Source organism: Parabacteroides acidifaciens (genome assembly GCF_003363715.1).
GTDB classification, from domain to species: domain Bacteria; phylum Bacteroidota; class Bacteroidia; order Bacteroidales; family Tannerellaceae; genus Parabacteroides; species Parabacteroides acidifaciens.
Genome location: NZ_QREV01000010.1, coordinates 25,605 through 51,116 on the forward strand (window position 1 = coordinate 25,605; position 25,512 = coordinate 51,116).

General features: G+C 42.7%; 27 protein-coding genes. 3 read left to right on the plus strand and 24 right to left on the minus strand.

The window, feature by feature from the left end; translation table 11 throughout:
• Positions 1-50 precede the first annotated feature (50 nt).
• The 4 genes from DWU89_RS06205 to DWU89_RS06220 form a co-directional block, all read right to left on the minus strand.
• Positions 51-1,433: a DNA primase gene (locus DWU89_RS06205; protein ID WP_115498771.1), complete on the minus strand. Its 1,383-nt coding sequence runs from the start codon at positions 1,431-1,433 to the stop codon at positions 51-53.
• Complete coding sequence (locus DWU89_RS06210; RefSeq protein ID WP_115498848.1) at positions 1,430-2,776, minus strand: replicative DNA helicase; 1,347 nt, start codon at positions 2,774-2,776, stop codon at positions 1,430-1,432. The genes DWU89_RS06205 and DWU89_RS06210 overlap by 4 nt, the downstream gene beginning before the upstream one ends.
• Positions 2,777-2,784: 8 nt before the next feature.
• Entirely contained in the window at positions 2,785-3,285 is a 501-nt protein-coding gene (locus DWU89_RS06215; protein WP_115498772.1) for a winged helix-turn-helix domain-containing protein, read from the minus strand.
• Positions 3,286-3,574: 289 nt separating this feature from the next.
• Entirely contained in the window at positions 3,575-3,796 is a 222-nt protein-coding gene (locus tag DWU89_RS06220; protein WP_115498849.1) for a DUF4248 domain-containing protein, read from the minus strand.
• A gap of 215 nt (positions 3,797-4,011) precedes the next feature.
• On the opposite strand from DWU89_RS06220, the gene DWU89_RS06225 reads away from it, so the two are divergent.
• The 3 genes from DWU89_RS06225 to DWU89_RS06235 are packed head-to-tail and all read left to right on the plus strand — an operon-like array spanning position 4,012 to position 5,187.
• The gene (locus DWU89_RS06225) at positions 4,012-4,458 is read left to right on the plus strand and encodes an HU family DNA-binding protein (RefSeq protein WP_115498773.1); all 447 of its coding nucleotides are present in this window, start codon (positions 4,012-4,014) and stop codon (positions 4,456-4,458) included.
• Positions 4,455-4,931: a glucosaminidase domain-containing protein gene (locus DWU89_RS06230; RefSeq protein ID WP_115498774.1), complete on the plus strand. Its 477-nt coding sequence runs from the start codon at positions 4,455-4,457 to the stop codon at positions 4,929-4,931. The genes DWU89_RS06225 and DWU89_RS06230 overlap by 4 nt, the downstream gene beginning before the upstream one ends.
• A gap of 13 nt (positions 4,932-4,944) precedes the next feature.
• Positions 4,945-5,187 carry a hypothetical protein gene (locus DWU89_RS06235; protein ID WP_158543339.1) on the plus strand — a complete coding sequence of 81 codons (243 nt, stop codon included), beginning with the start codon at positions 4,945-4,947 and terminating at the stop codon, positions 5,185-5,187.
• A gap of 81 nt (positions 5,188-5,268) precedes the next feature.
• Here DWU89_RS06235 and DWU89_RS06240 read toward each other — a convergent pair whose 3' ends face one another.
• The 20 genes from DWU89_RS06240 to DWU89_RS06335 all read right to left on the minus strand — a co-directional run bounded on the left by DWU89_RS06240 (position 5,269) and on the right by DWU89_RS06335 (position 25,369).
• Positions 5,269-5,565, minus strand: coding sequence for a type II toxin-antitoxin system RelE/ParE family toxin (locus DWU89_RS06240; protein WP_115498776.1), 297 nt, complete (start codon positions 5,563-5,565; stop codon positions 5,269-5,271).
• Positions 5,555-5,761, minus strand: a complete 207-nt coding sequence (locus DWU89_RS06245) for a hypothetical protein (RefSeq protein ID WP_115498777.1) — start codon at positions 5,759-5,761, stop codon at positions 5,555-5,557. The genes DWU89_RS06240 and DWU89_RS06245 overlap by 11 nt, the downstream gene beginning before the upstream one ends.
• A gap of 72 nt (positions 5,762-5,833) precedes the next feature.
• Complete coding sequence (locus DWU89_RS06250; protein ID WP_115498778.1) at positions 5,834-6,607, minus strand: glycosyltransferase family 2 protein; 774 nt, start codon at positions 6,605-6,607, stop codon at positions 5,834-5,836.
• Positions 6,608-6,621: 14 nt separating this feature from the next.
• Positions 6,622-7,170 (minus strand): WcaF family extracellular polysaccharide biosynthesis acetyltransferase, encoded by a 549-nt coding sequence (locus tag DWU89_RS06255; RefSeq protein ID WP_115498779.1) that lies wholly within the window; start codon positions 7,168-7,170, stop codon positions 6,622-6,624.
• Positions 7,167-8,060, minus strand: coding sequence for a hypothetical protein (locus DWU89_RS06260; protein ID WP_115498780.1), 894 nt, complete (start codon positions 8,058-8,060; stop codon positions 7,167-7,169). Before DWU89_RS06260 ends, DWU89_RS06255 begins: the two co-directional genes overlap by 4 nt.
• Before the next feature lie 7 nt (positions 8,061-8,067).
• Positions 8,068-9,198, minus strand: a complete 1,131-nt coding sequence (locus tag DWU89_RS06265) for a glycosyltransferase (RefSeq protein WP_115498781.1) — start codon at positions 9,196-9,198, stop codon at positions 8,068-8,070.
• A gap of 47 nt (positions 9,199-9,245) precedes the next feature.
• Positions 9,246-10,229 carry a DUF6625 family protein gene (locus DWU89_RS06270; protein WP_115498782.1) on the minus strand — a complete coding sequence of 328 codons (984 nt, stop codon included), beginning with the start codon at positions 10,227-10,229 and terminating at the stop codon, positions 9,246-9,248.
• A gap of 2 nt (positions 10,230-10,231) precedes the next feature.
• The gene (locus tag DWU89_RS06275; RefSeq protein ID WP_115498783.1) at positions 10,232-11,266 is read right to left on the minus strand and encodes a glycosyltransferase family 4 protein; all 1,035 of its coding nucleotides are present in this window, start codon (positions 11,264-11,266) and stop codon (positions 10,232-10,234) included.
• Positions 11,266-12,249: a glycosyltransferase family 4 protein gene (locus DWU89_RS06280; RefSeq protein ID WP_115498784.1), complete on the minus strand. Its 984-nt coding sequence runs from the start codon at positions 12,247-12,249 to the stop codon at positions 11,266-11,268. Before DWU89_RS06280 ends, DWU89_RS06275 begins: the two co-directional genes overlap by 1 nt.
• A complete protein-coding gene (locus DWU89_RS06285; RefSeq protein ID WP_158543341.1) occupies positions 12,246-13,094 on the minus strand; it encodes an FkbM family methyltransferase in 849 nt (282 codons plus the stop codon). The genes DWU89_RS06280 and DWU89_RS06285 overlap by 4 nt, the downstream gene beginning before the upstream one ends.
• A gap of 5 nt (positions 13,095-13,099) precedes the next feature.
• Entirely contained in the window at positions 13,100-14,263 is a 1,164-nt protein-coding gene (locus tag DWU89_RS06290; protein ID WP_115498786.1) for a hypothetical protein, read from the minus strand.
• 7 nt (positions 14,264-14,270) lie between these two features.
• Positions 14,271-15,290: a glycosyltransferase family 2 protein gene (locus tag DWU89_RS06295; protein WP_115498787.1), complete on the minus strand. Its 1,020-nt coding sequence runs from the start codon at positions 15,288-15,290 to the stop codon at positions 14,271-14,273.
• A gap of 15 nt (positions 15,291-15,305) precedes the next feature.
• Entirely contained in the window at positions 15,306-16,721 is a 1,416-nt protein-coding gene (gene wzx, locus DWU89_RS06300) for an O-unit flippase-like protein (protein ID WP_115498788.1), read from the minus strand.
• A gap of 2 nt (positions 16,722-16,723) precedes the next feature.
• Positions 16,724-17,659 (minus strand): UDP-glucuronic acid decarboxylase family protein, encoded by a 936-nt coding sequence (locus DWU89_RS06305; protein ID WP_115498789.1) that lies wholly within the window; start codon positions 17,657-17,659, stop codon positions 16,724-16,726.
• Entirely contained in the window at positions 17,656-18,972 is a 1,317-nt protein-coding gene (locus tag DWU89_RS06310) for a UDP-glucose dehydrogenase family protein (RefSeq protein WP_115498790.1), read from the minus strand. Before DWU89_RS06310 ends, DWU89_RS06305 begins: the two co-directional genes overlap by 4 nt.
• A complete protein-coding gene (locus tag DWU89_RS06315) occupies positions 18,969-20,093 on the minus strand; it encodes an MraY family glycosyltransferase (RefSeq protein WP_115498791.1) in 1,125 nt (374 codons plus the stop codon). The genes DWU89_RS06310 and DWU89_RS06315 overlap by 4 nt, the downstream gene beginning before the upstream one ends.
• A 547-nt stretch (positions 20,094-20,640) precedes the next feature.
• A complete protein-coding gene (gene fmt, locus DWU89_RS06320; RefSeq protein WP_115498792.1) occupies positions 20,641-21,615 on the minus strand; it encodes a methionyl-tRNA formyltransferase in 975 nt (324 codons plus the stop codon).
• A 4-nt stretch (positions 21,616-21,619) separates the two neighbouring features.
• On the minus strand, positions 21,620-23,404 hold the full coding sequence (locus DWU89_RS06325) for a chloride channel protein (protein WP_115498793.1): 1,785 nt from the start codon (positions 23,402-23,404) through the stop codon (positions 21,620-21,622).
• A gap of 1 nt (position 23,405) precedes the next feature.
• On the minus strand, positions 23,406-24,806 hold the full coding sequence (locus tag DWU89_RS06330; protein ID WP_115498794.1) for a sugar transferase: 1,401 nt from the start codon (positions 24,804-24,806) through the stop codon (positions 23,406-23,408).
• A 2-nt stretch (positions 24,807-24,808) separates the two neighbouring features.
• Positions 24,809-25,369 (minus strand): L-threonylcarbamoyladenylate synthase, encoded by a 561-nt coding sequence (locus tag DWU89_RS06335; RefSeq protein ID WP_115498795.1) that lies wholly within the window; start codon positions 25,367-25,369, stop codon positions 24,809-24,811.
• Positions 25,370-25,512 lie beyond the last annotated feature (143 nt).

Here is a 25,512-nt window from a genome sequence, read left to right on the forward strand (position 1 = left end):
TGCCCCAATTATTATTTCTTAATTCTTAATTTTTAATTCTCAATTCTCCATCACCCCCTCCTATGCAACGCCAACGAAGCATCACGCAGCTCCAAGCGATAGCGTTGCAAGGAATCGATGCAAGCGGCACGGGCATCCTCGTCGGCAGTCCGGGCCAGACGGCGGCATTCGTTCCGGACATCCGTTTCCAGACATATTTCCCGGTAGCAGAGATGCAGGTAACGGATCAGTTCGCCCTGCCGGACCGGTTCCGTATGGGACAGTTCCGTATGCTGCTCGTACAACTTGTCCAGCTCCGGGAAACAGCCGGTGAACGACTGCCTATCTTCCGGTAACGACATCTCCGGTATCTCTTCCGGGCCGTACCCCTCCGCTACGCTCTCCGGCCAACGCCGGCAAGCCGCCGACAAAAGCTCCCCGACCCTCGACCGGGCAGGCGGTATCATCGCCTTCCGTACCCAGGCGGCAAACGCCTCGCGTCCCATCCGGCGGAACATCTCGTCGGGGTCTTTTCCCCCTTCCGGGACCAGGTTCACGACCTGCAAACCGGATTTCCGGAGCAGGGGGACCAACTTACCCGCCGTCTCGCGCCCTGCCCGATCGGCATCCAACAACAGGAAAACCGTATCCGCCGCCCCGCGTATCAAGGACAGATGCACTTCGGAAAGATTCACCCCGCACAGGGCGACTGTCCGGCCGAAACCCGCGGCATGCATCGCCAAAGCATCCTTATAGCCCTCGGTGATAAAAACCTGCCCGCTTTCGCGTATAGCCGCCTCCGCCTCATGCCAGGCATAAAGCAGGTGATCTTTTTTATAAATCGAACTGGTTTTGCTGTTCATGTATTTGCGTTGCTTCAGCACTTCGGGGTCCGTACCCAGATAGCGTGCGGCAAAGGCGACAAGCTGCCCGGCGCCGTCCCGTATCGGGAATACAAGGCGTCCCTCGGTGAACCGGTACAAAGCAGGAGTAGCGGTATCCGCCCCCATCCGTACCCCGAACCGCTCATACGTCTCCCTCAACTCCCCGCACCCCGGGTCATAGGGAAGCAAAGTCTTCCAAAAACGCTCGTTGCCGGAGACCGTCGGCGCTTCGTCATGCAGGTCCTTTATCTTCGTTTCCGGTTGCCGAACCTCCGGCTCCCGGGGAATATAACCGGTATGGCAGAGGTCCGCACAAATCCGGACAGCTTCCCCGAAACCGCATCCCTCGCGCTTTTGCACGAAGGTGAACGCATCGCCTCCCGCCTCGCAACTGAAACAATGGTAGAGCCCCTTTGCAGGGTTGACCTGCAAAGAGGGGTGTTTATCCTCATGGAACGGGCAAAGCCCCACGTAGCCCGCCCCCTGTTTCTGCAAATGCAGGTAATGGCCGATCACCTGCACGATATCGATCCGTCCGCGTAGGGACGCTATGTCTATCGGATTATTCATCTACTTTCCATGTTTAATTTCCGGTCGGGATTCCAGAAATAGGTGAACGATTTATTGCGATACACATCGGCCACGCCGCGCGCGCCGTTTCTTGTCTTCAGGACATACATCCGGATCAGGTGATGGGTACTCCGCCCTTCCGCGGTTTTCGGAATCCCGTACTCCTCCGGACGATGAAGGATGACCACGTTGTCGGCCACCTGTTCGATCGCACCCGAATCGCGCAAATCGCTCAAAACCGGTAGATGTTCTTCCCGTTTGTGTACTTCACGGTTCAACTGCGAGACGACCAGTATGGCACAATTCAGCTCCGTCGCAATCTTTTTCAAGCCGCGGATGTAATTGTTCACCAGGCTTTCCATCGTCTCTCCCTTGCCCGGCTGTCCGACCATCTGGTGGAGGTAATCCACCAAGATCAAGTCACACTGCCCTTTGCGGTGCATCAACTGTGCCTGTGCACGCAACGATTCGAGGCTCGAAGAGGCCGGATTGATGAAATGATAGGGCAAGTCCTCCAATGTCCCGGCATATTTTTCCATCTTCTCCAAGTCTCGCGTCTGCAAGCCCCCGATACGCAGCAGCTCCGGCTCCACACCGGCATAACCGGCAAAAATGCGGTTCATCGTCTGCAACCCCGTCATCTCGTAGCTGAAATGGAGCACATGCCGGCCGGACAACGCGGCAGACATGGCCATAAACATCGCCAACGAGGTCTTGCCGTCACTCGTCAGACCGCCGAGCACCACGATTTCACCCATGTAGAATCCGCCCGTAATGCCGTCGAACTCATCGACCCCGCTCCGGATGCGGTGGGGGTCGGTCTTATGTTCCATGCGGTTCCGCTGGATACCGATCGTTTCGGCCGCCAAGCGGGAGAGCGGCACCATCGGTTCATCCTCATTGCAGTCTTCCCGCAAACCGAGCAGCAGGTTCTCCGTCTCGCCTATCAGTTGCATATAATCCGTCTCGTACTGGTTGGCTTTCAGCTCTTGTTTCTTAAAGATTTTGTCCAGGCAGTCCAGCATAAAAAGGCGTTTTATTTCCCGTGCATACGAAACGGCGTTGAAGTCCAGGCGATACTTCGACATATCGCCCGACAAATACGACAATCCGCCCATCCGGGCACAACGGTCCATATCCGTTTTCTTCATTTCCGTTTCCACCAACATCATATCCGGCTGTTCTCCCCTCCCATACAAGGACAAAAACGCAGCATAGATAAACCCCAAGTTCACGTCCCGGAACATCTCCGGGCGAACTACCGCCATCACCTCCGTCAGCACTTCCCCATCCAGGAAGAGGGCGCACAGCAACGCACGCTCGATATTCATTTCTTCTTCCATGGCATCTTTCAATCTAACAGGTCCGTACGCGGTTTCTGATCTCCAAAACGCCGTAATTCTTCCTCCTTCAGCTTCTCGGCCGACCGGTTATTCTTTTCCTGATACCCGGCAAACGAACGCGTCTCCATGTTACGCATAAACTTTTCATATCCGAAAACACGAAAACAGGTAGCCTCCCCGGCCCGGCGGACATCTATCAACCCTGCATCTTTCAGCGACTTCACACAACGTCTGAACGCTGTAACACTCAAGCCTACACTTTCTGCCAGCTTATCATAGGTCGAAACGACCTCCCCGATGCCGGAAAATTTCATATTCCCGTTTACAACAAAAGTACTGTCTGCATAATTGCAGTTAGCAAACAGAGCCAGGTGTACAAGCCCGATGCGGCGTTCACGCTGGCGCATATCCAGCATGCGATTAAGGATTGGCCAAGGAATTTTTATATATGCCTTCCCCAAATATTGGACAGCCTTAAGATCCTTCTCAGCTAAATCATTGTCATTCATAGCTTTTTTTTCTTTTGAACAGAAAGCGGTTTTTCCTATGCCTTGATAATCATACCCCAGAGTAGCAACCTGAATTAAAAGCGGTTTTTCCCTACCATATATAATATATATAAAATATAGGCTCTCTCTTTTTTTATCAGATCAAAGGTCAACAACATTCATGTTTCTTGTTTGTAATTTAATTTCCTTTTAGCGCAAAGACAATAGTCTACGGTTCCAAAAACAATTGTTTCCGTTTTCAAAAACAACTGTATTTAAATCTGAAAATAATTGTTTTCCCTTACCGAAACTATGGTTCACCCAGATAATCCACGATTAATTTCACTTGTACGGGTGTCAACAGACGTTGTCCCTTAACCCACCCTTTTCCCTTCAGGCTTTCGATTAAATCCGGAATATTCTTCACCCATAAGGTTAACCTTTGCGTGGCTGCCCGGGGTGTGATCCCGGGAGCGTAGAGGATCGCTAATTCTTGCCATCCGTAACTCTTAACTTTAAAAATTTCATTCATTTTGTCCATCTATTTTATGGTTAATAATAACGCTATAAATATAAGGACTAAATACCATTAAAAGAAATTTTATCGACATAAAACATAGCATTATACGAAAACATATCATAGTTCGTATTCAATTGTATAATTTCATCAAAATACCCCTACACTCCATCCGTATATTTGTACTATTATTTACAACAAGTCTTTTATTTATTCTAAAAACAATCCTTATGGCGTTAAAGTATCGTATCGTCCTGAAAAGGGACATGAGCAAAGGTGCCGCAGCCGATGCCAAACTATTCTACGGTCAAGTCCGTTCGATAGAAAAAACCGATTTCAAAAAATTGTGCGAATTAGTGTCGGGCTACTGCACGGCCAAAAAGGGCGAAGTCGAACTCGTCGTCGACGGCCTGATCAACATCATGAAAAACGAACTCGAAAGCGGCAACATCGTCCAGATGGGTGCATTCGGCAACTTCCGCATGCTTGCCGGCAGCCGCGGTTCGGCTACCCTGAGAAATTTCGATCCGTCGATGTTCAAAAAGGGCCGTATCGTTTTCACCCCCGGAGCCATTCTGCAAACCATCATCTCCAAACCGTCTTTCATGAAACTCGAACCGTTCGAAGATCCGGACGAAAACCCTAACGGCGGCGTAGAACGCCCGGGAATATTATGAAACAGGCAGACTTTATATCTTTTCTCCTTCCCCTTGCCCGAAAGGCGGGGGAAGCTTTCCGGATCAACCCGGTAGTCATCCTGGCACAGGCAGCTATCGAATCCGGCTGGGGACAGAGCGACCTGTCCACCTTGTACCGCAACTATTTCGGCATCACCGCCTACGGCAAGAAAAACGTCTGGTGGAAAGGCGAAAGTATCAGCTTGGGCCCCCACTCCCTCCGCTTCCGTGTCTACGACACACCCGGAGACTCCCTCATGGACTACGCCCGCCTGATCCGCCACGCCTATCCCTCGGCCGCCGATGCCAGCAACGACCCGCCGACCTTCGCCCGCATAATCTCCTGCAGCAAATACATCAGCGAAGTCAACGGCGACAACCGCACCGCCTACCGCCAAGCACTGGTCAAGATCTGTAGGCAGGTTGGGAAGATTTTTTACACATATCAAATTAATAATCAATTAATCAATTAAAAAATGAAATATCTTGAAACCATTCTCAACTTCCTCACCACCCTCGCCCGAATCATCTTCCCGCGACGGAAAAGACCGGTTACCGGTGACAACCTTTGTCCTGATCCTCTGCCTCAGCCTCCTCAGTCTCCTCTCCCTCTGGAAAGGGGAAGCGGAAATAGCCCTGACAGCCTTAGGCGCAATCCTCTCACTCCTGCCCACCCCGAAACCTCCGCCCTCGAAGCCGACTGGCTCGGCCTCTCCGGATACACACTGATGCTGCTGGGTGGCACGGGGTATTTACTGAAATATTGGTTGTAGTTTCCCGAGGGGGCAAAGCCCCCTTGGCTTGTTATTGCTAAAAAGTAACCTTATCCGGATCCATACGTGTATCTTCAAAAGCCAGGATAATAATGTCATGCTCTTCAATCTCATAGTACAGGATATTTAACGGAGTCACAACACACTGTCTTATTTCCGGATAACGAATATTTGCCTGGAAAGCGAATGGATAATCTTGTATTATATTAAAACAACGTTCCAATTCATCTATCAAATTGTTATAGCATTTTATACCCCAGGCATTTAACACCTTATCACATACATCATCAATAGACTTCTGAGCTTTAGGAGTAATGACTAAATTATACTCCATCTTTATACTTTTTCATGAAGTCCGAAACCGGAATAGCCAATCCATTCTTATATTCTTCCCGACTTACTTGTATATCATTCAATATATATTCAGGTATTTCCCTTGATGAAATATCCCTTTTATATGAGACAATAGGTTCCTGAACGGAAGAAGAGCTCTTTTCCGGGTATTGATATTCTACATTTTTTTTCTTCATAGTCATAATTATTTAATATTTAAAGTGTCGGAACAAATATAGGAACTATTTTCGAGATTATGATTCTCATTTCTACCTCTTCACAAACTCCAGCACCTTATACGCATATCTTAGTGACAGAATAAAGCGGTTGGTATAGATATTGTTTTCACGGAATGCCCGCAGATGTTCTTTCATGATCTGCAGGCAGGCAGACAGCCCGGAGGTACTGACTCCTCCCATACGCATCGTCACGAAATCCATCGGCAGATAACGGACACGTATCCGGTGGACAAACAGATACCGCAGCAGCAATTCAAAATCCGCACATATCCTATAGTCCGTCTTATACAACCCTAACCGCTCATAGCACGAACGCCGCACATAAAACGAAGGATGGGCGGGCATAAAGCCAAGCCGCATCAGCCAGCAACGAAAGACCCTCGACGAATAATACCTGACACATTTCGTCAAGTCCTCCGGATAGACATAATGGATATCCCCATACACCGCCTCCAGCGTCTCATCTTCCTCAAACGCCTCCGCCACCTTCTCCAGCACATCCGGCGCAGTAAAGAAATCATCCGAATTCAAGATCCCGACCACCTCCCCGGCCGCCATCCTGATCCCTTTATTCATCGCATCATAAAGCCCCTCATCCTTCCCGCACACCACCTTCCGGCACACCGGACAAAGCGCCCCCTTCCCCTCATCCACCCTTTCCACCACCTCCAACGTCCCATCCGTCGACAGCCCGTCCACAATAATATGTTCAACCTCCCGATACGTCTGCCCATTCACAGAAAGCAACGTATCAGAAATAGTCCGCGCACTGTTATAGGCGGGGGTGATGAGGGAGATAAGCATGGGGAAAAGAAGGGTTATATTCTATTTATTATTCTTATTTTTACAGCAGGAATGCCTTGATATATACTATTCGCATCCAAATCCTTTGTCGCGACAGAAGATACAGTTAACACAGCCCCGGCATTTACAATGACACCAGGACAAACTACAGCACGCGCCCCAATCCATGCGCCCTCTTTCACTATAATCTCCCCAATCATCAAATCAAATGTCTCTTTTTTATAGTTGTGATTACCACAAAGCAACATCGCTCCTTGAGAAATACAGACATTATCTTCAATCATAACATCCGCCAGATTATCAATCCAGACAGATTCGCCAACCCAAACATTGTTTCCTATTTTTAAACGCCAAGGATATTTGATATTTACGGAAGGCTTTATACAAACCCCTTTCCCTATCTTCGCTCCGAACAATTTCAACAAAGCGACTTTTAAAGAAGAAAAGGGATTCAAAGGACATTGAAAAAATATTGCATTGACTATAAACCAAAACGTTCTTTTGATAAATCCTCTTCCCGGATCATACCAGGAATTGTCGTATTTAGAAAGATCTGTTTTCATTGATTAATAGAGGATTGTATAAATCGGGTTATTTCAGACGCAATAACCTTTTGTCCAATTTCGTTCACATGAATACCATCCCTATAATCAGCCAACCGCATCACTTCTAAACCTTTGATTAAGGGAATAGAATCCCGCTCACAAAAAGAAATAATCTCCTCTCCTTCCTGATTGTATGTCCCTTTCTCCACTTCTACCCGATCAGGATGCAACCAGATAAAGAACGGAATACCTTCCTTTTTAAAACGGTCAGCCAACGCCTGAAAACCGGGGTTAAAGACTTTCCCATCCTTACTAATCTCGGAAGGAGCTTCCTGTTTCAAAATCCGGGGCAACAAATAACGGTGTATCAATTCCCAATAAGCCAATTTATACTGATGACTCGGAAAACTCGGGTTCACGTCCACAACCGGCTGATAATTGATATTATCATGTGCATCATGCGAACTACAAAGCAAAAAAGCAACCTTAGCCCCAAACGTCCCATATCGTTTCAAATAAGCCTCACAATTATCCGGTCCCCAACTACCGGCAGAGATATTCAGTACCTGTACTTTCTTTCCGAACAGCTTCGACAATGAAGCACATAACCGGGAAGTAGCCATGCTATCCTGCTCTGTCTGCACTCCCCCATTGATCACGGAATCTCCTAATCCCAATATAATAAAAGCAGAAGAATCAACCGATTCACTCCGCTGACTATATTCATTATATCGGACATGTTTCTTGAAACGATACTGGTTTTGATTAGGCTGGGCAATATATTCAAAATCCGGATCCGACTGTATTAATACAGTATCGCAAAGCCCCCAGGCTTTGCGGAGATAAATCTCCCCACCTACTAAAACAAGAACAAATGCCACTATGGCAATCCCTATTTTCTTTTTCATGATTCAGCTACTTCAAATACACAAACTCAGGTTTCTCACCTCCATATAGAATCCACTCATACAACCGCTTCATCTTACCGGCAACCATTTCTACGGAATAATTATCTTTAATCAACTGTTTACCCCGCTCTCCCATCGCCAGCCTTTCCTCTTCGGAAGTATTCAATGCCTCCCGGATCGTCGTAGCTAACGTATCCACATCATTATCCACCCACCAACCACAAGAATGTGTGTTGAGCTCTTCCCAAGGGGTACCTTTAGAGGCGATGACAGGGACACCTTTTACTAATGCTTCAGTAATAATATTACCAAAGTTTTCAAAATCACTGGGAACAACCAAGTAAGAAAGAGATTCTAATGCTTTCTCTTTCTCTTTACCACTTAAGAAACCCGTAAAAACAACGTTATTTAGTTGTAAGCGTTTTACTTCTTGTTGTAGGTATTGCATATAACCGGCATCCCCATCTCCAATAACCAAAACCTCCACATCTTTACACTGTAAAGCATTTACAGCATAAAAGATACGTTCCACATGTTTACGGGGATGGATACGTCCTAAATAGCCTATTCTCTGTTTATCCGGCGAAAGTCCCCCTGTTTGCTGATTACAGGATTGAATCGGATTAGGAATAACAGCTACAGGAGACTTAATCCCCATATTTCGCAAATGCTCCATCTCTTCCATACAAGTAGCGTGCAAGCAAGCAGCCTTTTGCAAATCCGATTTCAGATATAGCCACAACGATAATTTCTTAATCATTGCAGACTTTTCAAAACACTGAGGATATAACATTCCTCTCAATGTTATCACATAAGGTTTATGTTCTTTTCTTGCCCATGAAGCTGTACAAACAGACGGATATTGCCAGATGCCCTGGATATGATAAACATCCGCCTGTTCCTTTTCCAATGCCTTACGAAAATGAGAAGAATAACCAAACCGTTGTTCTTTCGGACGCGGAACCAAATGGATAAACGCTGAAGAATCTATCAATTGATCTTTTTCTTTATCAATATCGTATGTCAATATAACAGAAGACAGACCAGCAGCAATCTCACCTTTAACAGATAATAAAGTGCTTAAGGCAGGACCGCCCGATAGAACTCCCATAGAGGGGATTGAATGTAATATCTTCATTTTTTCCCAGAAAAGATTTTATAATTTAAATCGTCATATTCAAAACATTAAACGCTTCTGTTTGGAGAATAACTCATTCTTTTACGAAAACGATGCGTATACTTGTATTTTATCTTTCTTATAAGAAAAGATAATTTAAGACGTGGGAGCCAATATGAAAAATATATTCTATTTCTTCCATACTTCAATAATAAATCAACCGTTATTTCTTGATATGGCAAAAAACGATTTGGTACGATCAGGAACTTTCCATCATAATCGATTTTCAAATCCACTTTCATAGGCCGTTTCAAAAAATGTATATATAAAAACTCTTCTCTTTGTATATGTCTTTCTTTATCTAAATAATAACGGTAAAGACTCCCTGAATCCCATACAAAAACCTGATAATCATTCTTATAATCATCTTCACTTTTATAATGAAGTAACTTAAAGTTATAACTTCGTATCTTTAAATCAGCAAAGGGTACATTCTCATATATAGGAATTCCAACAGTTTTAAAATAATAGTTTATTCCAACTTCATCTATAAAATAATATCCTAATTCAGAAGTAATATTTTCTTTATAAGAAGGTATCCCTGATAAGTTCATTTTATAAATAGCATTAATATCTTGATTATTTCTAAATAATGTCATGTGTCCTCTCCAAGATATTTTATCGTATTCTTTATATACATATTCTTCTATCATAGAATTAAAATTGCCCCAGATCAAATCATTATCACAATACCCCCAAAAATCATATTGTTTAATATATTCACTAAACAGCTCGCCATAAGCGACCCTAAAAGCACATATATCATAAGGTTTATTCAGTTGAATAGGATAATCATAACAAGATTGTATATATTCCTGCAACTCTTCAAAGTTCATATAATTCACTTTAACATTAGGAGGATAATCATAGCTTGATCGATCATCCGTAAAAATAATCCAATCAATTTCAGGATTATATTGACATGACTTCAGCCATAGAGGAAAATAATTTGGGAATTTTCCAAAATATGGAAGAATAAAGACTATTTTCATAATTATATAATGCTTAATAAAGTTTGAGCCACAATCTCCGGATTAATCCGCCTGGACAATTCACGACTTTTATACGACATACGTATCAATTCTTCATCGGAAGAATTGATCAACGATTGAAGAGCCTTACGAATAGAAGATACATCTCCCGGAGTAAACAAATGACCGTTATAGTTTTCCAAAACAAAATAAGGAACTGCCCCACAACAATTGGAAGAAAGAATAGGCAATCCGCCTGCAGCAGCCTCATGCAAAACCAAAGCCCAAGGTTCAAAGACAGAAGGAAGAATAAAAGCTCCGGAGTTTTGCATTTCAACAGCCAGTTCTTCTTGTGACATAAAATCTTTGATTTCCACATCAGGGAAACCATCCAATGTATCACGCAACGGACCATTCCCGATCAAAGTCAATACCCAATCTTTCCTATCAGGAATAGATTTCCATGCATTTAATAAAAAAGATAAACCTTTCACTTTAGCAAAACGGCCAATAAACAGAAGCCTACGAGGATAACTTATTTCCTTTGATGAAATAGATACTTTCTGGAATATATTCGTATCAGCAGAGTAGAAAGGCTCAATAATTTGAGATCGTTTAAAACCCAACCTTCGAGCATATTCATATTGCCATATTCCCGCTATTTGAATATGACTAAACCAACGTTTATGTCTAAGCGGAGAAAACAGAACATTCAGCCATTGTTTTCCTCCCTGCCATTGAGTATCGCAACCAGCAACAATCGGTATATTACATTCCTTACGATAAGAGCCGACTACTTTACAATACAGTTTATCAATCCAACCAGAAACCCAAATCAGATCAGGTTTAATATTTCGAACTTGATTTAGTAGAGAAGAAGGATCGGAAAATGAATTACGATCATAATAAACTACATTCGGCAATTCAGGTGGTATATAAGGAGTCTTACATTTTGTCCATCTAACAATGTGGGCTGTACAATCCATTCGTAAAAGTTCTTTTATAACAACGATGTTATAAGGCATCAATTCCGAATATAGGATTAAGATTGTTTTCATTATAATGTATGATAAATTTGTAAATATGCATTTGCCACGTAAGAAGGAGTATATTTCTCAACATTATACAAGCCTTCTTTTACGATTTTATCCCTTAGTTCTCCATTCTCAATAATAGAGATAAAACCTTTCTGGATAGCAGATACATCATAAGGATCAACAAGGACAGCCCCATTTGCTGCAATCTCTTTCATTGGAGAGATATTAGAAGTTAAAACAGGACGTCCTATCGCCTGAGCTTCAATTATAGGCATCCCAAAACCTTCATACCAGGAAACAAAACTTACAATATCACTTTGTACATATTCATTTATGATCTCCGCATCAGAAAGATGATACACGTTTGAATAATTAATCTGATAAAATTGCAAATGCTCTTGTAAAGCGGTACTGATAATTCCTACTATTCTCAAATGGCAGGGTATCCCATGTAATGCTTCTATTGTTCGATACAAATTCTTATTTTCTCCTGTACCAATACACAAAATCCGAGGGCAAATAGTATTAAAAGTATTTTCAACCGATTTGAACGAAGCATCTATGGCATTTGGTATGACAGTCAGCTTATGAGGAGAACATAATTTATACTTTATAACTTTCTGCTTAGTCTCTTCTGAAATACAAATGACTTTAGCAGACCTCCAAAAAGGAAGATAGAACCAAAATATTTTATACAGAAAATGCTTCATTCCTTTAGAATATTCCAAATAACCTATATCATGCAAAGTAATAACAGTCTTTTTACGAGGTAAGACAAACGCTAAATAATACACATCCCCTGTAATATGGTTAATACCTTTTCTATTTCGATGCACAAAAGCAAATCTAATATTTTTCAATATAGAAAGAATATCTGCTTTAGCACAAGGCATATAAAAATTTTCAATATGCTCCTTTTTTTCGATTTCTGCAATATAAGTTTGAGAAACTTTACCAATGCTATAGCCGGAAGAAGGATTACGATGGAAGTAAGTTATATTCATGAATAAATAAATAAGATATTTCCAAAAAAATTGTCTGTTGATATTTTTTCAAAATCAAACGGTTTCATAGAACATCCACATCCTCTCCAGAAACGAGTAATAGGTTTAAGAGTATATGCTTTATATCCTCTATCTATAAAATAATTATATAAATCCACTAAAGAATATCCTGCTTGATGAGCACTTTCACTATTAAATTCACACCAAACATCAGGATGGCAACAAGAAATCATCTCCTTTCCTCCTTGTACACATCCCCATTCAGCACCTTCTATATCAATTTTTAAAAAACGTACATTTAGCCTATTATTCTGTTTCCATATAGTATCTAATGTAATAGTTTGAACTTGCTCTTCTTTTCCGGTAGGTTTATCATACAAAGAATTACAACCGCAAGTAAAATCAGATAAAGTAAGAGTTAATATCTTATTATCTTCATCCAAAATAGCTTTTTGATAAACTTCCACATTCTTAACTTGATTTTGAAATAACACCGTTTTGATAAAAGAAGCATTAGAAGAACTTGCTTCTATTGCATAGATTTTCTCAAAGCAAGGTACTAAATTAAGAGAATAAGTTCCTAAATTAGCCCCAACATCAATAAATACCCCCTTTGATTTTTTATATTTATCAAAAAAGTATCTAACAAAAGAAACTTCATACGCACCATCCATATATATCCAATATTGAATAAAATCACCTATATTCAATAATACATGTAGTTTTGAAAACTTCAATTTTTTAGACTTAAAAATATTCCTTCCTTTGCAAACAGATGATAGTTTAAATAAAAACTGATAAGGAATAAATTTACAATAACTAAACAAAAACAGAATCACATTCATTATATTCATTTTTTAATCACGTTTATTTCATTATAATATGAAACAAGAAGCATATACAAATAAGCAGTTTTAACTCCTGTGAAAATAATTCCAGAAATAGAAAACAATAGAAATATCAATAATATGTAATAGGAAAATGTTCGTTTTTTTAACATCCAGTAATAGAAATACGACAATGAAACTACCATCATACCTCCATATAAAAACAACAAATTTCCTAAATCACCATCCATACCCCAATAATGATAATAAGATTCAATAATATTCATTGAAAAATGTCCAAACAGATAATGTATCACAGAAACATCTGTCATCCACAAAAAATCGAATCCAGCCAATCGTCCTCCTAAACTCTCATCATCTATATCTATACTCAAACTACGCACTTCACCAACACTTTCCATAACATAAAAATAGAAACCTCCTAAAATCAATAATAGCAGTATTACTTTTATTATATCCTTCATATATATACCTGCTCTTTGTTTATCATAACTAATATCAAATAGCAAGAGTGAAAAATAAACGACCATTCCGGTTCGACTTCCTGTTAAAAAGACAGACAGGCCTATTAATATATAAAATAGCAACTTATGCAATATTTTAGCACTTTGATTTTGTATTAGATAGATAGCAAACAGGAAAATCACCATAGAAGAATAAGCATTCGGATTTCTAAAAATCCCATAATACCTACTATTAGCAGCCAATAATAAATTGTCTGCCTTTGAAACATTACTTATTACATATGCTGCATTGTCTGTATCTAATGGATAATACGTATCAATAAAATCTTTAACAAAACCAATATCAAAAACCAATGCCATTTGTGACCCCACTAATAAAAACGTACATAAATAGATAAAATTATTATTTATCGTATCATCATATTTACAAAATGGGAACAACAGAAAAAGACTGATTAATTGCATAGACATAGCAACTGATTTAAAGTCAAGCATGTTTCCAAACGAAAAACAATAAACAATAAAACTAACAAATATAGTAGTTATTACTGCAACTGACCATTTTTTCAGTTTTAATGGATGTCGATTTTGACACCAATATAACACAAATGGCATCACTCCTTGTAGCGCAAAAGCATACATATTTACATTAGGAGCAAAAAAAGCAATAAACAAAGCTATACGAACAATATATTTTTTCAAATTTATTCTATCTATTTTTAAACAATACACTTCTATAGATCAAAAAAGTTCTTACAAATACAGGAAACTTCATGATTAAAATATAAATATATCCTTTTAAATTAAATGGTATCGTTTGAAACATTTTCCATAGACTAATATCAAACTTAGTCCAGTTTTTATAATAGCTTGTTTTTTCATCTTTAGAGATACTATTAGACTGATATAACAATAAATAAGTACGACTAATTGATTCTACCATAAATGCAAGATATTTTCCATATATGGAAGTATTCACATAGAAAGACAATATTTCTTTCCAAGCGTCAACCATTTCCGTATATTCTTTGGCATTCCTTAGAGAAAAATTCCGAAATCGATTATATTCTGTTGAATTTTCTCGTTGATAATATGTTAATGTTATATTAGACAATAAAGAACAAGAACTTGCATAATAAAAAACGAATGGAGTAAATATACCATCTTCATTAATATGATGTGGGAAACAACGTATATTGTTTTTTTTCAAAAAAGCAATTGAATAAAGTTTATTCCATGTAATCCCTGATATCATTATCTTTCTACTATACACACTCTCCGGAATTACATATTTACCTTTAAGTAATATATCCTTATAGTAACATCCTCCTTTTATCAGTTTCCCGTCTAAATCGACCTTATCATAGGATCCAGCCACAAAATCCACTGGTTCCTTCATCATCGCCTTATACAACACCTCTATACAATCTGGCGTTATTTCATCATCACTATCCATAAAGAACAAATACTCTCCTTTTGCATTATCTATAGCTGTATTTTTAGTTGCCCCCGTTCCTATATTATGAGGATGCTCAATGATCCGTACTTCTTTTCCTCGTGGATGCTCGGCTACGATTTTACGGACAATATCCATGCTATCATCCGTACCCCGATCATCCACAATCAGAAATTCGATACTATCAAAAGTTTGATTCAGAGCAGAAAGCAAAGCGCGTTCCACATAAGGCGCCACATTGTAAATGGGCATTGATAAAGTTACTTTATACATGATTGGATTTATTCTTTATATATGAAGACGAAGCAATGCTTCGCGATAGCCTTCTTTCAAAAAAGAAAGGCTTCCTATATTCATTTGTTTTAATATAACACGAGGCCAGTACCAGTTATTATAAGCCGACTGTGCTAATCCGGTAGACAAAACAATACCCCATAGGCCCAAATGAAGCCATGACAAAGAGATATAGCATCCGGCAGTTATTCCTAATCCCGTAAATAAGCAACTTTTAAGGAAGGGAAAATCGTTTCCTGCTATCACAGTCTGACATAAATTCCAAAAATTATGATCCAGCAACCTGAAGCCGGCACAGGCTAACAGAATAAAGGCACTTGGTAAAGTCGTATTTGAACCTATAAACCGAATAGCATAGGGAGCAACTGTTATGAGTAATATCGTTCCTACCACAAAAAAGGAATAGAATATAGTCATTGTATAAGCGACTTCTTTTCTAAACAGTGTTTTGTTATCCGATACACGAAGGGAAGCAAAGCGAGGTTGATAGATCGTGAACATGATACCGGAAATTCCCCCGATCAAACCGATCAACTGTATCATCAAGCCATACGAAGCAACTTCTTCCAAGGACAGGTAAATACCGGCCAGTAAAGTAGATGCACCATAGGTTAAATACCCGGATAATGTGGTTATCCCAAGTTTTTTCGAGTTATGCCACAGGGTCTTAAATAACGCTATCTTTTCTGTGACTGATACTTTATAAGACGATAAAGTTTGTCTTAGTCCTGCTGTAAAATAGTAGCGATATGACAAGTATCGGGTCAAGAATGGATAAATAAAATTAGCTATCACCACCCCTAACAAACCATATCCGGCATATAACAAAACATAAGTAAGCACAATCTTCAAGACATTGGAATAGACCATCGCCTTCTTACTTTCTTTGATTTTACCTGAACCAGTCAATAATGCGCTATAGTAGGAGTAATAAATTTGAAAGAACACACCTGCTGAATAGATCAACCAAATAAGAAGACTGTTCGGGAGATTACTGAAACCGGCTGTCACTTGATAAACATATCCAGTGCCGGCTGTTAGCATAAGTAATAAGACAACACCTCCCATCAAACGGTATATCCAACGGGCTGTCTGGATCAGTGCGGCTAAAAGAGAATAATTTATTTCAACCTTTACAAAACTGTCCAGTGTTTCTATTCCATTCTTCAACAATCGTTGTGCACCACTATAGACATACGTTACATTCCGTCCGAATTGGGGAGAAAAACCAAAGTCAACCAAAGTAACCAACTGTCCCACCGAAAGCATCAAATAGTTCATACCGACCTCTTCAGCAGAAAGCATTCTTAATACCATTGGCAATATAATAATCCCGGATGCAATAGAAAAGAACTGAGCAAAATAGCCCCAAATAATATCTTGTCGACTGACCTTTATTGTCTGAGACATTATTATTCTAAGTCCTTAAAATACTCAATCGTCATCTTCAACCCCTCTTCCAGCTTCACCTTCGGTTCCCAACCATTAAGCATTTCTTTTGCCAAAGAAATATCCGGTTTACGCTGTTTCGGATCATCGCCCGGTAACGGGCAATGTACGATTTTGGAATTGGAACCGGTGAGCTCGATTATCTTTTCAGCCAGTTCCAGCATTGTGAACTCGCCGGGGTTACCGATATTGACCGGGCCGATGAAGTCGTCGACTGTAGCCATCATACGGACCATGCCTTCAACCAGGTCATCCACATATTGGAAGCTACGGGTTTGAAGGCCGTCGCCGTAAATCGTAAGATCTTCGCCTCGTAAGGCCTGCATGATGAAGTTGGAGACGACACGGCCGTCGTTCGGGTTCATATTCGGACCGTAGGTGTTGAAGATGCGGATGATTTTAATCCGTACGCCATTCTGACGGTGGTAGTCCATGAAGAGCGTCTCGGCAGAGCGTTTGCCTTCGTCGTAGCAGCTACGAATACCGATCGGATTGACATGTCCCCAATAGCTCTCTACCTGCGGATGGACAGCGGGGTCGCCATAGACTTCACTGGTGGATGCTTGGAGGATCTTCGCATTCGTACGTTTCGCCAACCCTAACATGTTCATCGCTCCGTAGATGGATGTCTTCATCGTCTTGATGGGGTTATATTGGTAATGGGGAGGGGACGCGGGACAGGCCAGGTTGTAGACTTCGTCGACCTCGGCATAATAGGGAGTGGTCACGTCGTGACGGACCAGCTCGAAGTTATGACAGTCCAGCAGCTGCCGGATATTATCCTTGCTACCGGTAAAATAGTTATCCAGACAAATCACATCATTGCCTTCTCTGACAAGACGCGCACAGAGATGGGAACCGATAAAGCCGGCGCCTCCCGTTACTAAAATCCGTTTCATTTTTTCCCTATTCGTGAGTAAACAAAATATTCTTCTTCCAACTCTTTCGCATCATATATGTTACGACCGTCGACAATCACATTTCCACGCATCAGGCGTTTGATACATTTCCAACTGGGCAGGCGGAATTGTTTCCATTCGGTGATCAGCAACAGGGCGTCTGCATCGATCACAGCCTCGTACATATCCTTGCAATATTCGACTACCGAACCGATCCGACGCTTACATTCGTCCATCGCCACAGGATCGTAGACTTTGACGATTGCACCGGCTTTCAATAGTTTGTCGATAATGACCAGGGCCGGAGCTTCACGCATATCGTCGGTTTCGGGTTTGAAGGAAAGGCCCCACAAGGTGATGATCTTACCTTTCAGTTCTCCACCGAACAGTTTATTTATCTTATCGAAGACTATGCTTTTCTGATTTTCATTCACTTCCTCTACCGCTTCTATCACGCGCATATTGTAGCCGTTCTCTTTTCCGGTGTGGATAAGCGCTTTCACATCTTTCGGGAAACAACTGCCTCCATAGCCGCAACCGGCATACAGGAAACGGTTACCGATACGACTGTCCGATCCCATCCCCTTACGGACAGACTCAACGTCGGCACCGACGATCTCACAGAGGTTGGCAATATCATTCATGAAACTGATACGGGTGGCAAGCATGGCATTAGCGGCATATTTTGTCATCTCGGCAGACCGGATATCCATAAATATAATGGGATAGCCATTCAGCAGGAAAGGACGGTAGAGACGTTCCAGAAGCTTACGGGCTTCTTCACTCTCCACACCGACCACGACACGATCCGGAGCCAGAAAGTCTTTGACGGCAGCTCCTTCTTTCAGAAATTCAGGATTGGAAGCGACATCGAAAGGGATTTGCACGCCCCGTTTATCCAATTCTTCGCAGATAGCGGCTTTGACTTTTCCGGCAGTTCCTACCGGAACCGTGCTTTTGGTGACCAACACGATATACCGGTTCATATGGCGTCCTACCGTACGGGCTACTTCCAATACATATTTCAAATCGGCACTGCCATCTTCGTCCGGAGGAGTCCCGACGGCACTAAAGACAACCGAAACCTTATCCAGGCAAGAAACCAAGTCTGTTGTAAAATGCAAACGGCCGGCCTGTACATTCTTTTGCACCAGGCTTTCCAAACCGGGCTCATAAATCGGCATAACGCCTGCTTGTAAAGCTTTTATTTTAGCTTCATTAATATCTACGCAAGTGACATCGACTCCCATTTCAGAGAAGCATGTACCTGTCACCAAACCGACATAGCCGGTTCCTACAATCGCTATATTCATATTTTTTTATTTAAACTCAACACTGATGACGGATGGGCATCCCGTACCTTATCGATCCATAGGTTTATACCGGTATAGAGAACGATATCGACCAGGAGCAATACATTACAATTGATATAGGAGACCAACGTCATATTTAAGACACAAAAAGCGCCAGACATAAAAAGAATAGTCAACATCGAGCGGCGGGGAGAGAAATCGATCGACAACAGTTTATGATGAATGTGATTCTTATCTGCTATAAAAAGAGGTTTATGCAGGCGGGTACGCAGCAGCATCACCCGGAACACATCAAATATGGGGATCAGCAATGTTGTAAAAGCAACCGTAAAAGTTTTCCCGGAGCAGGGCATCAGTTCCGGATGACAGGAAGAATAGCGGATGATCAAAAAGGCCAACAGATAGCCTAAGGTCAGACTGCCGGTATCTCCCATAAAGATCTTTCTACAGTGTTCGGCCCGTCCGAATACATTATAATAAAAGAAAGGAATCAGAGTTCCTAACACGGTAAAGACCAACATGGCATAAATCAACATATCGTGATAAAAGAAAAGGCTGCCCATTATTATCAGGGAGATTCCACTTATACCGGAAGCCAGGCCGTCCAGACCGTCGATCAGATTAATCGCATTAATAATAAAGACTGTAGCCAGAATGGTAAACGGGATACCGAGCCAGGGTGATAACTCGTGGATACCCAACAAGCCGTACAAATTGTTAATCCACAAGCCGGATAGAGGTAACATACTGACAGCTACGATCTGTATCACAAATTTAGACCGGTAGCGAAGCCCTATTAAATCATCTTTTATTCCTGCTAAATATAATAGAATTAGCCCACATATAAGAAAAAAGAATTCAGGCACTATAAAGCCCAATGATTTCACAGGTAATTGTAAACCAACCAAGTACCTAATACCAATAGAAAAGAAGAGGGAAAACAAAATCGTCGGAAGGAAGGAAAAACCGCCTAAACGGGGAATTGCCTGATTATGGACCTTTCTTTCGTCCGGGATGTCGAATAATTTCTTTCGGTAGGATATCACCAAAATGCGAGGAATTATGATAAAGGATAGTGCTATCGAAACAGATAAACACAACAGTATCAGCAAATAAGACATATCTATTAAGTATTAAGTGAACATGACAAAGTTCGTCAGTCACAAAGGGTGTACTAACTAAAATGACTAAAAAAAACGTTCCTTTTTTTTAGTCATTTTTTAGTTGATATATCCAAAAAAATTGCGTTAGACCTTATATTTCTTTATTCGTTGATCTACAAGTAATATATTATTATTTTATTTTGGTTGTTCTAAATTAAATATCTACTTTTGCAATGACTAAAAAAAAGGAACGTTTTTTTTAGTCATTTTTTAAATGTTCATTTTTAACCATCCAATAGCGGAGTAGAGTTATTTATTTCCACAAAACCACGTATAAACTTTCTTTTTGTTACCATTCTTTTCATATTGAAAACTAAATGATAATCTCAAAAAGTCTATTTTCAGGGGTGTGTAAAGAAAATCCAGGTAAGAGAGTAAAGCACAAAGAATTTTTGTTCCCAGTTAAAGAATAACCAGAAACAAAAACTCTTGTAGATATATATACATTATTAATATAAGGAGAGAATAATACTGCGCAAAATCAAAGAAGAATAAAAACAGTAATCTATTTTACCGTATATTCCCCAATCTGCTTAAACCCATTCAAAAACTCCGTAATAGACAGGCGTTTCTTTCCGGCGAGCTGGAGGGAGAGCAGACGGAGGTAGCCGCCTTCTACGGCGATGTCGACATAGCTTTTCTTGTCTGTGCAGATGGTGCCGACGGGAAGGTTATGGGTGGCGGGATGTTTTTCCGCCTGGTAGACCTTCAAAACGGTCGGGACGCCTTCGGGAGAGATGATCTCCGTCCAGGCGGCGGGATAAGGTGACAAGCCACGGATGAAATCGTATATCTTTTTCAAGGGCTGGTGCCAGTCGATACGGCAGGTTTCTTTAAATATCTTCGGGGCGGGACGGAGTTCGACTGAGTCTTGATAGAACTCTTCCTGGGGTATGGCGTCTGTCTTGCCTTCCAACAGCAGGTCGACTGTCTCCAACACCAGGCCGGCACCCATCGTCATCAGAGAGTCGTGCACAGTGCCGACATCGTCCGTATCGGCTATAGGGAGGTGTTTCTGGCGGATGATCTTGCCGGTGTCGATCTCATGTGTCAGGAAGAAGGTCGTCACGCCGGTTTCCGTATCTCCGTTGATGACCGCCCAGTTGATCGGGGCTGCTCCCCGGTACTGAGGCAAGAGAGAGGCATGGAGGTTAAACGTCCCCAGACGCGGCATGTTCCAGACCACCTCCGGCAGCATACGGAAGGCCACGACAATCTGCAAGTCAGCCTCCAACGCACGGAGTTCGGAGAGGAAAGCTTCGTCTTTGAGCTTCACCGGCTGGAGCACAGGCAGACCTTTCGAGACGGCATATTGCTTGACGGGGCTTGCCTGCAAGACACTACCATGACGGCCTACGGGTTTGTCCGGCATCGTGATCACGCCTACTACATTATATCCGCCTTCAACCAAGGCACGCAGGCTCTCCACGGCAAAGTCGGGAGTGCCCATATATACGATTCGCAAATCTTCTTTCTTCATTTTCTTAATCTCCTGAAAAGTTTTCTACCAGCACTTCGCGGTATGAGTTAAATATTTTCGACTTGGACATAAAGCCTATGTATCGTCCTTCCTCGTCCACTACAGGGAGGTTCCAGGCTTTCGTATCGTCAAAGATACGCATAATCTGCTCCATTGGCGTCCCAACCTGTATCTTGGCGGGAGCCGACACCATGAACTTGGAGACATGGAACCGGTTATATAACTCCGGACGGAACATAATATTCCGGATATTGTCCAGCAGGACGAGCCCCAACAGGATTCCCCGCTCGTCAATGACCGGGAAGGTGTTTCGTCCGCTCTTGGCTATCACCTTCACCATATCGCCTAACGACATTTCGGGAGAGACGGTGAGGAAATCGCGTTCGATCACACTGTCTGTATTGAGGAGTGTCAGGACGGCACGGTCCTTATGGTGGGTCAGCAACTCGCCTTTCTGGGCCAGACGCATCGAGTAGATGCTGTGGGGCAGGAACATCTTGATCGTGATATAGGAGCTGACCGAGACAATCATCAGCGGAAGGAAAAGCTCGTAGCCGCCTGTCAGCTCGGCAATAAGGAAGACACCCGTCAGCGGTGCATGCATGACACCGGACATGATGCCTGCCATCCCCAAGAGGGCGAAATTCTTCTCCGAGAGGTACATCGTAAAGGGGAAAAAGTTGGACGCATGGGCAAACACAAAACCGGCAATACAACCCAAATACAAGCTGGGAGCAAAAATACCACCGCATCCGCCTCCGGCGTTCGTCGCACTCGAAGCAAAGACTTTGAAGAGCAGGATCAGCGTCAGGAAGAGTTGCAAGCCCCAGTAAGTATCGTTCAGACCGTAGAACATACTCTTGTCCATGATATGGGAGAACTGGCCGTTGAGCAGGGACGAGATCGTATCGTAACCTTCACCGTAAAGCGGGGGGAATACGAAAATCAATACGCTCAGCATGATGCCTCCGACGAGAAATTTCTTCCAATACTTACCGAGTTTCCGGTACATTCCCTCCACCCTGTTCATCACCTTCGTAAAATAGAGGGATACCAGGCCACAGAACACGCCGAGCAGAAGGACGTAGGGTATGCGTTCGATCACAAACACTTCGGTCTGCGAGAAGGGGAACATCGCTTCCGTCCCTGTAAAGATATAGGAGACAGTCGCAGCTGTCACTGAAGTGATAAGCAGAGGCAATACCGACGTCATCGTCAGGTCGAGCAACAGCACTTCCACCACGAAGACCACTCCGGTTATCGGAGCCTTAAAGATACCGGAAATGGCGCCTGCCGCCCCACAGCCGACAAGCAGCATCAACGTCTTTTGCTCCATCCTGAACAGGCGTCCCAGATTGGAACCGATCGCCGCTCCCGTCAGCACGATAGGCGCCTCCGCCCCGACCGATCCACCAAAACCGATGGTGACGGAACTGGCCACAATAGAGGTCCAGGTGTTATGGGGTTTGATACGGCTCTTACGCTGGGAAATGGCATACAGGATTTTCGTCACCCCGTGGCTGATGTCGTCCCGCACGATATACTTGACGAACAAACCGGCAAGCAGGATACCAATCACCGGATAGAGCAGGTAGAGGTAGTTAGCCCCGTCCTGGTTAAAGTTTCCGGTCAACATATGTTGGATATGATGAATGATCCATTTCAGGATAATAGCAGCAGCTGCCGTGCAAATCCCGACCAAAAGACTGACGATCAAGATAAAATTTTTCTCTTTTATATGCTTGTCCCGCCATAGCAGGAACCGATAGAATAATCCTTCGTTTACCATCTTAAATACCTTTACCTGTAATTACTGTTTTAACTGTATAGATCAGAATTGTCAGATCCAGTGTCAGTGACATATTTTCGTAATATAATATATCGTATTCCATACGCTCTATCATTTTATCCACATTCTCGGCATAGCCATACTTCACCATCCCTAACGAGGTGATACCCGGACGGACGTTGTGCAGCAGGTAATAATAAGGAGCCTTCTTCACAATTTCGTCAATAAAATATTTTCGTTCGGGACGGGGCCCGACGAGCGACATATCCCCTTTCAGCACATTCCAGAACTGGGGCAGCTCATCCAACCGATACTTCCGCATGATCCGCCCGAACGGCGTAATGCGGCAATCGTCTTCCGAGGCGAGCAACGGTCCGTTTTCCTCTGCATTCACATACATGGTCCGGAACTTATACATCATAAACGGCTCGCCGAGATAGCCGATCCGTTCCTGACGGAAGAAGATGGGACCCGGAGAGTCTTTCTTCACCCGCCAAGCGATATAGGCGAATAACGGGGAAAGGAGTACCAATGCGGCAACAGAACAAACTTTATCCAGAAAAAGCTTAATATTCTGTGCGGCAGGCGAGAAATTATTGTCCGTCACATCGACCAGGGGAATTCCCCGAATGGTCCGGATCTGGATCTTGGACAACATATTGAAGCGGTCTGCCAACACCTTTATCGGACGTTTATAACGGTAGAGCGAATAAAGGATGCCCAACAGCTCCTTATTGCTTTTCGACTCGACAGCCAGGACGAACTCGTCGACATTCCCTGTATCCATCAGGGCCGGGATATCCTCCACCGTCCCTAAGACATGGGCACGGTCGGCCTTGACAGGGATATTCCCGTTCTCCGATACGAAACCGTAAATATTATATCCCAGGCGGTACAGGTCACGGGCGATACGGACAGCCTTACCTCCGGCGCCGACCACAAGTACGTTCATCGCCCATTTCCGGCTCTTGATCTTACGGACACCGTCCTGCGTGATCAGCAGGCGCGGGATATAAGTCACGATAAACTGTAAGCCGAACAGGCCGAAAAACAGCTTGTAATATATCTTGAACGAATGGGGTATATCGTCGAGCATCAGGGCAAAGAATACGACAAGCGTACCGATCAACACCGTGATAAACGTCGAAAACAATTCGGTCAGACGGGATTTTCCAAACGGTTTATTATAATACCCGGAGAAATAATAAAGAACCAGCCAGAAAAAAGGGATGATTGCCTGACCGGTAAGCACACCCGGATATTGCAGATAGTCGAGCAGACTGCTTGCCCCTTCGTCGATGGCAAACACCTCGTAACGAAGGATATTGAACAACAACCATGCAACGGAAGCCGATAGATAATCCGATAATATATATTTCCCTGCCTGCTTGCTCTTCTTCATTTTTATCTGATTACCTGAATAACGCCACCATCTCCTAATTTAATGATATTGGAAGGTTTTGCCTTACTCATATCATCCTGGCGATACTTCACTATATAATCGACACCGTTCTTAATCACATCCGACACTTCACTAAAATTAGTCGGAGAAGGTTCTCCGCTTACATTTGCAGATGTGGAAACCAACGGCCTCCGGAAACGTTCGCACAGCTTACGTGAGAACTCTTCGTTCGTGATCCGGATCCCGACGCTGCCGTCTTCGCCCAACAGGTTACCGGCAATATTCTTCGCATGCGGATAAATAACCGTCAACGGTTTGTCGGCTACCTCGATCAGGTCCCAGGCTATATCGGGAATTTCCGACACGTACATGCTCAGTTTCGCCGTACTGTCAGTCAGGACCAACATAGCCTTATTGTCAATTCTTCTCTTCAGCTCGTACACTCTTTGCACGGCTTTCTCGTTGGTTGCATCACAACCAATCCCCCAAATAGTATCTGTGGGATAGAGTATTATCCCTCCTGCCTGCATGATTTCACAGGCTTTTTGAATATCGTCTGTCATTGTTTTTTAAATAATGTCACAAATGTACAAATCATTCGCGGACTTTATTATAAAAAGTAGAGAAAATGTATTTTAATAAAAATGTATGCGCCTGAACAGAAATATCCATTTATATTGTCTAACTTTACGGATTGAAATATATT

Excerpts from the sequence above, each read along its gene's own strand:
- DWU89_RS06205 (WP_115498771.1), bottom strand. The coding sequence starts at position 1,433 with ATGAATAATCCGATAGACATAGCGTCCCTACGCGGACGGATCGATATC.
- DWU89_RS06210 (WP_115498848.1), bottom strand. The coding sequence starts at position 2,776 with ATGGAAGAAGAAATGAATATCGAGCGTGCGTTGCTGTGCGCCCTCTTC.
- DWU89_RS06215 (WP_115498772.1), bottom strand. The coding sequence starts at position 3,285 with ATGAATGACAATGATTTAGCTGAGAAGGATCTTAAGGCTGTCCAATAT.
- DWU89_RS06220 (WP_115498849.1), bottom strand. The coding sequence starts at position 3,796 with ATGAATGAAATTTTTAAAGTTAAGAGTTACGGATGGCAAGAATTAGCG.
- DWU89_RS06225 (WP_115498773.1), top strand. The coding sequence starts at position 4,012 with ATGGCGTTAAAGTATCGTATCGTCCTGAAAAGGGACATGAGCAAAGGT.
- DWU89_RS06230 (WP_115498774.1), top strand. The coding sequence starts at position 4,455 with ATGAAACAGGCAGACTTTATATCTTTTCTCCTTCCCCTTGCCCGAAAG.
- DWU89_RS06240 (WP_115498776.1), bottom strand. The coding sequence starts at position 5,565 with ATGGAGTATAATTTAGTCATTACTCCTAAAGCTCAGAAGTCTATTGAT.
- DWU89_RS06245 (WP_115498777.1), bottom strand. The coding sequence starts at position 5,761 with ATGAAGAAAAAAAATGTAGAATATCAATACCCGGAAAAGAGCTCTTCT.
- DWU89_RS06250 (WP_115498778.1), bottom strand. The coding sequence starts at position 6,607 with ATGCTTATCTCCCTCATCACCCCCGCCTATAACAGTGCGCGGACTATT.
- DWU89_RS06255 (WP_115498779.1), bottom strand. The coding sequence starts at position 7,170 with ATGAAAACAGATCTTTCTAAATACGACAATTCCTGGTATGATCCGGGA.
- DWU89_RS06260 (WP_115498780.1), bottom strand. The coding sequence starts at position 8,060 with ATGAAAAAGAAAATAGGGATTGCCATAGTGGCATTTGTTCTTGTTTTA.
- DWU89_RS06265 (WP_115498781.1), bottom strand. The coding sequence starts at position 9,198 with ATGAAGATATTACATTCAATCCCCTCTATGGGAGTTCTATCGGGCGGT.
- DWU89_RS06270 (WP_115498782.1), bottom strand. The coding sequence starts at position 10,229 with ATGAAAATAGTCTTTATTCTTCCATATTTTGGAAAATTCCCAAATTAT.
- DWU89_RS06275 (WP_115498783.1), bottom strand. The coding sequence starts at position 11,266 with ATGAAAACAATCTTAATCCTATATTCGGAATTGATGCCTTATAACATC.
- DWU89_RS06280 (WP_115498784.1), bottom strand. The coding sequence starts at position 12,249 with ATGAATATAACTTACTTCCATCGTAATCCTTCTTCCGGCTATAGCATT.
- DWU89_RS06285 (WP_158543341.1), bottom strand. The coding sequence starts at position 13,094 with ATGAATGTGATTCTGTTTTTGTTTAGTTATTGTAAATTTATTCCTTAT.
- DWU89_RS06295 (WP_115498787.1), bottom strand. The coding sequence starts at position 15,290 with ATGTATAAAGTAACTTTATCAATGCCCATTTACAATGTGGCGCCTTAT.
- wzx (WP_115498788.1), bottom strand. The coding sequence starts at position 16,721 with ATGTCTCAGACAATAAAGGTCAGTCGACAAGATATTATTTGGGGCTAT.
- DWU89_RS06305 (WP_115498789.1), bottom strand. The coding sequence starts at position 17,659 with ATGAAACGGATTTTAGTAACGGGAGGCGCCGGCTTTATCGGTTCCCAT.
- DWU89_RS06310 (WP_115498790.1), bottom strand. The coding sequence starts at position 18,972 with ATGAATATAGCGATTGTAGGAACCGGCTATGTCGGTTTGGTGACAGGT.
- DWU89_RS06315 (WP_115498791.1), bottom strand. The coding sequence starts at position 20,093 with ATGTCTTATTTGCTGATACTGTTGTGTTTATCTGTTTCGATAGCACTA.
- fmt (WP_115498792.1), bottom strand. The coding sequence starts at position 21,615 with ATGAAGAAAGAAGATTTGCGAATCGTATATATGGGCACTCCCGACTTT.
- DWU89_RS06325 (WP_115498793.1), bottom strand. The coding sequence starts at position 23,404 with ATGGTAAACGAAGGATTATTCTATCGGTTCCTGCTATGGCGGGACAAG.
- DWU89_RS06330 (WP_115498794.1), bottom strand. The coding sequence starts at position 24,806 with ATGAAGAAGAGCAAGCAGGCAGGGAAATATATATTATCGGATTATCTA.
- DWU89_RS06335 (WP_115498795.1), bottom strand. The coding sequence starts at position 25,369 with ATGACAGACGATATTCAAAAAGCCTGTGAAATCATGCAGGCAGGAGGG.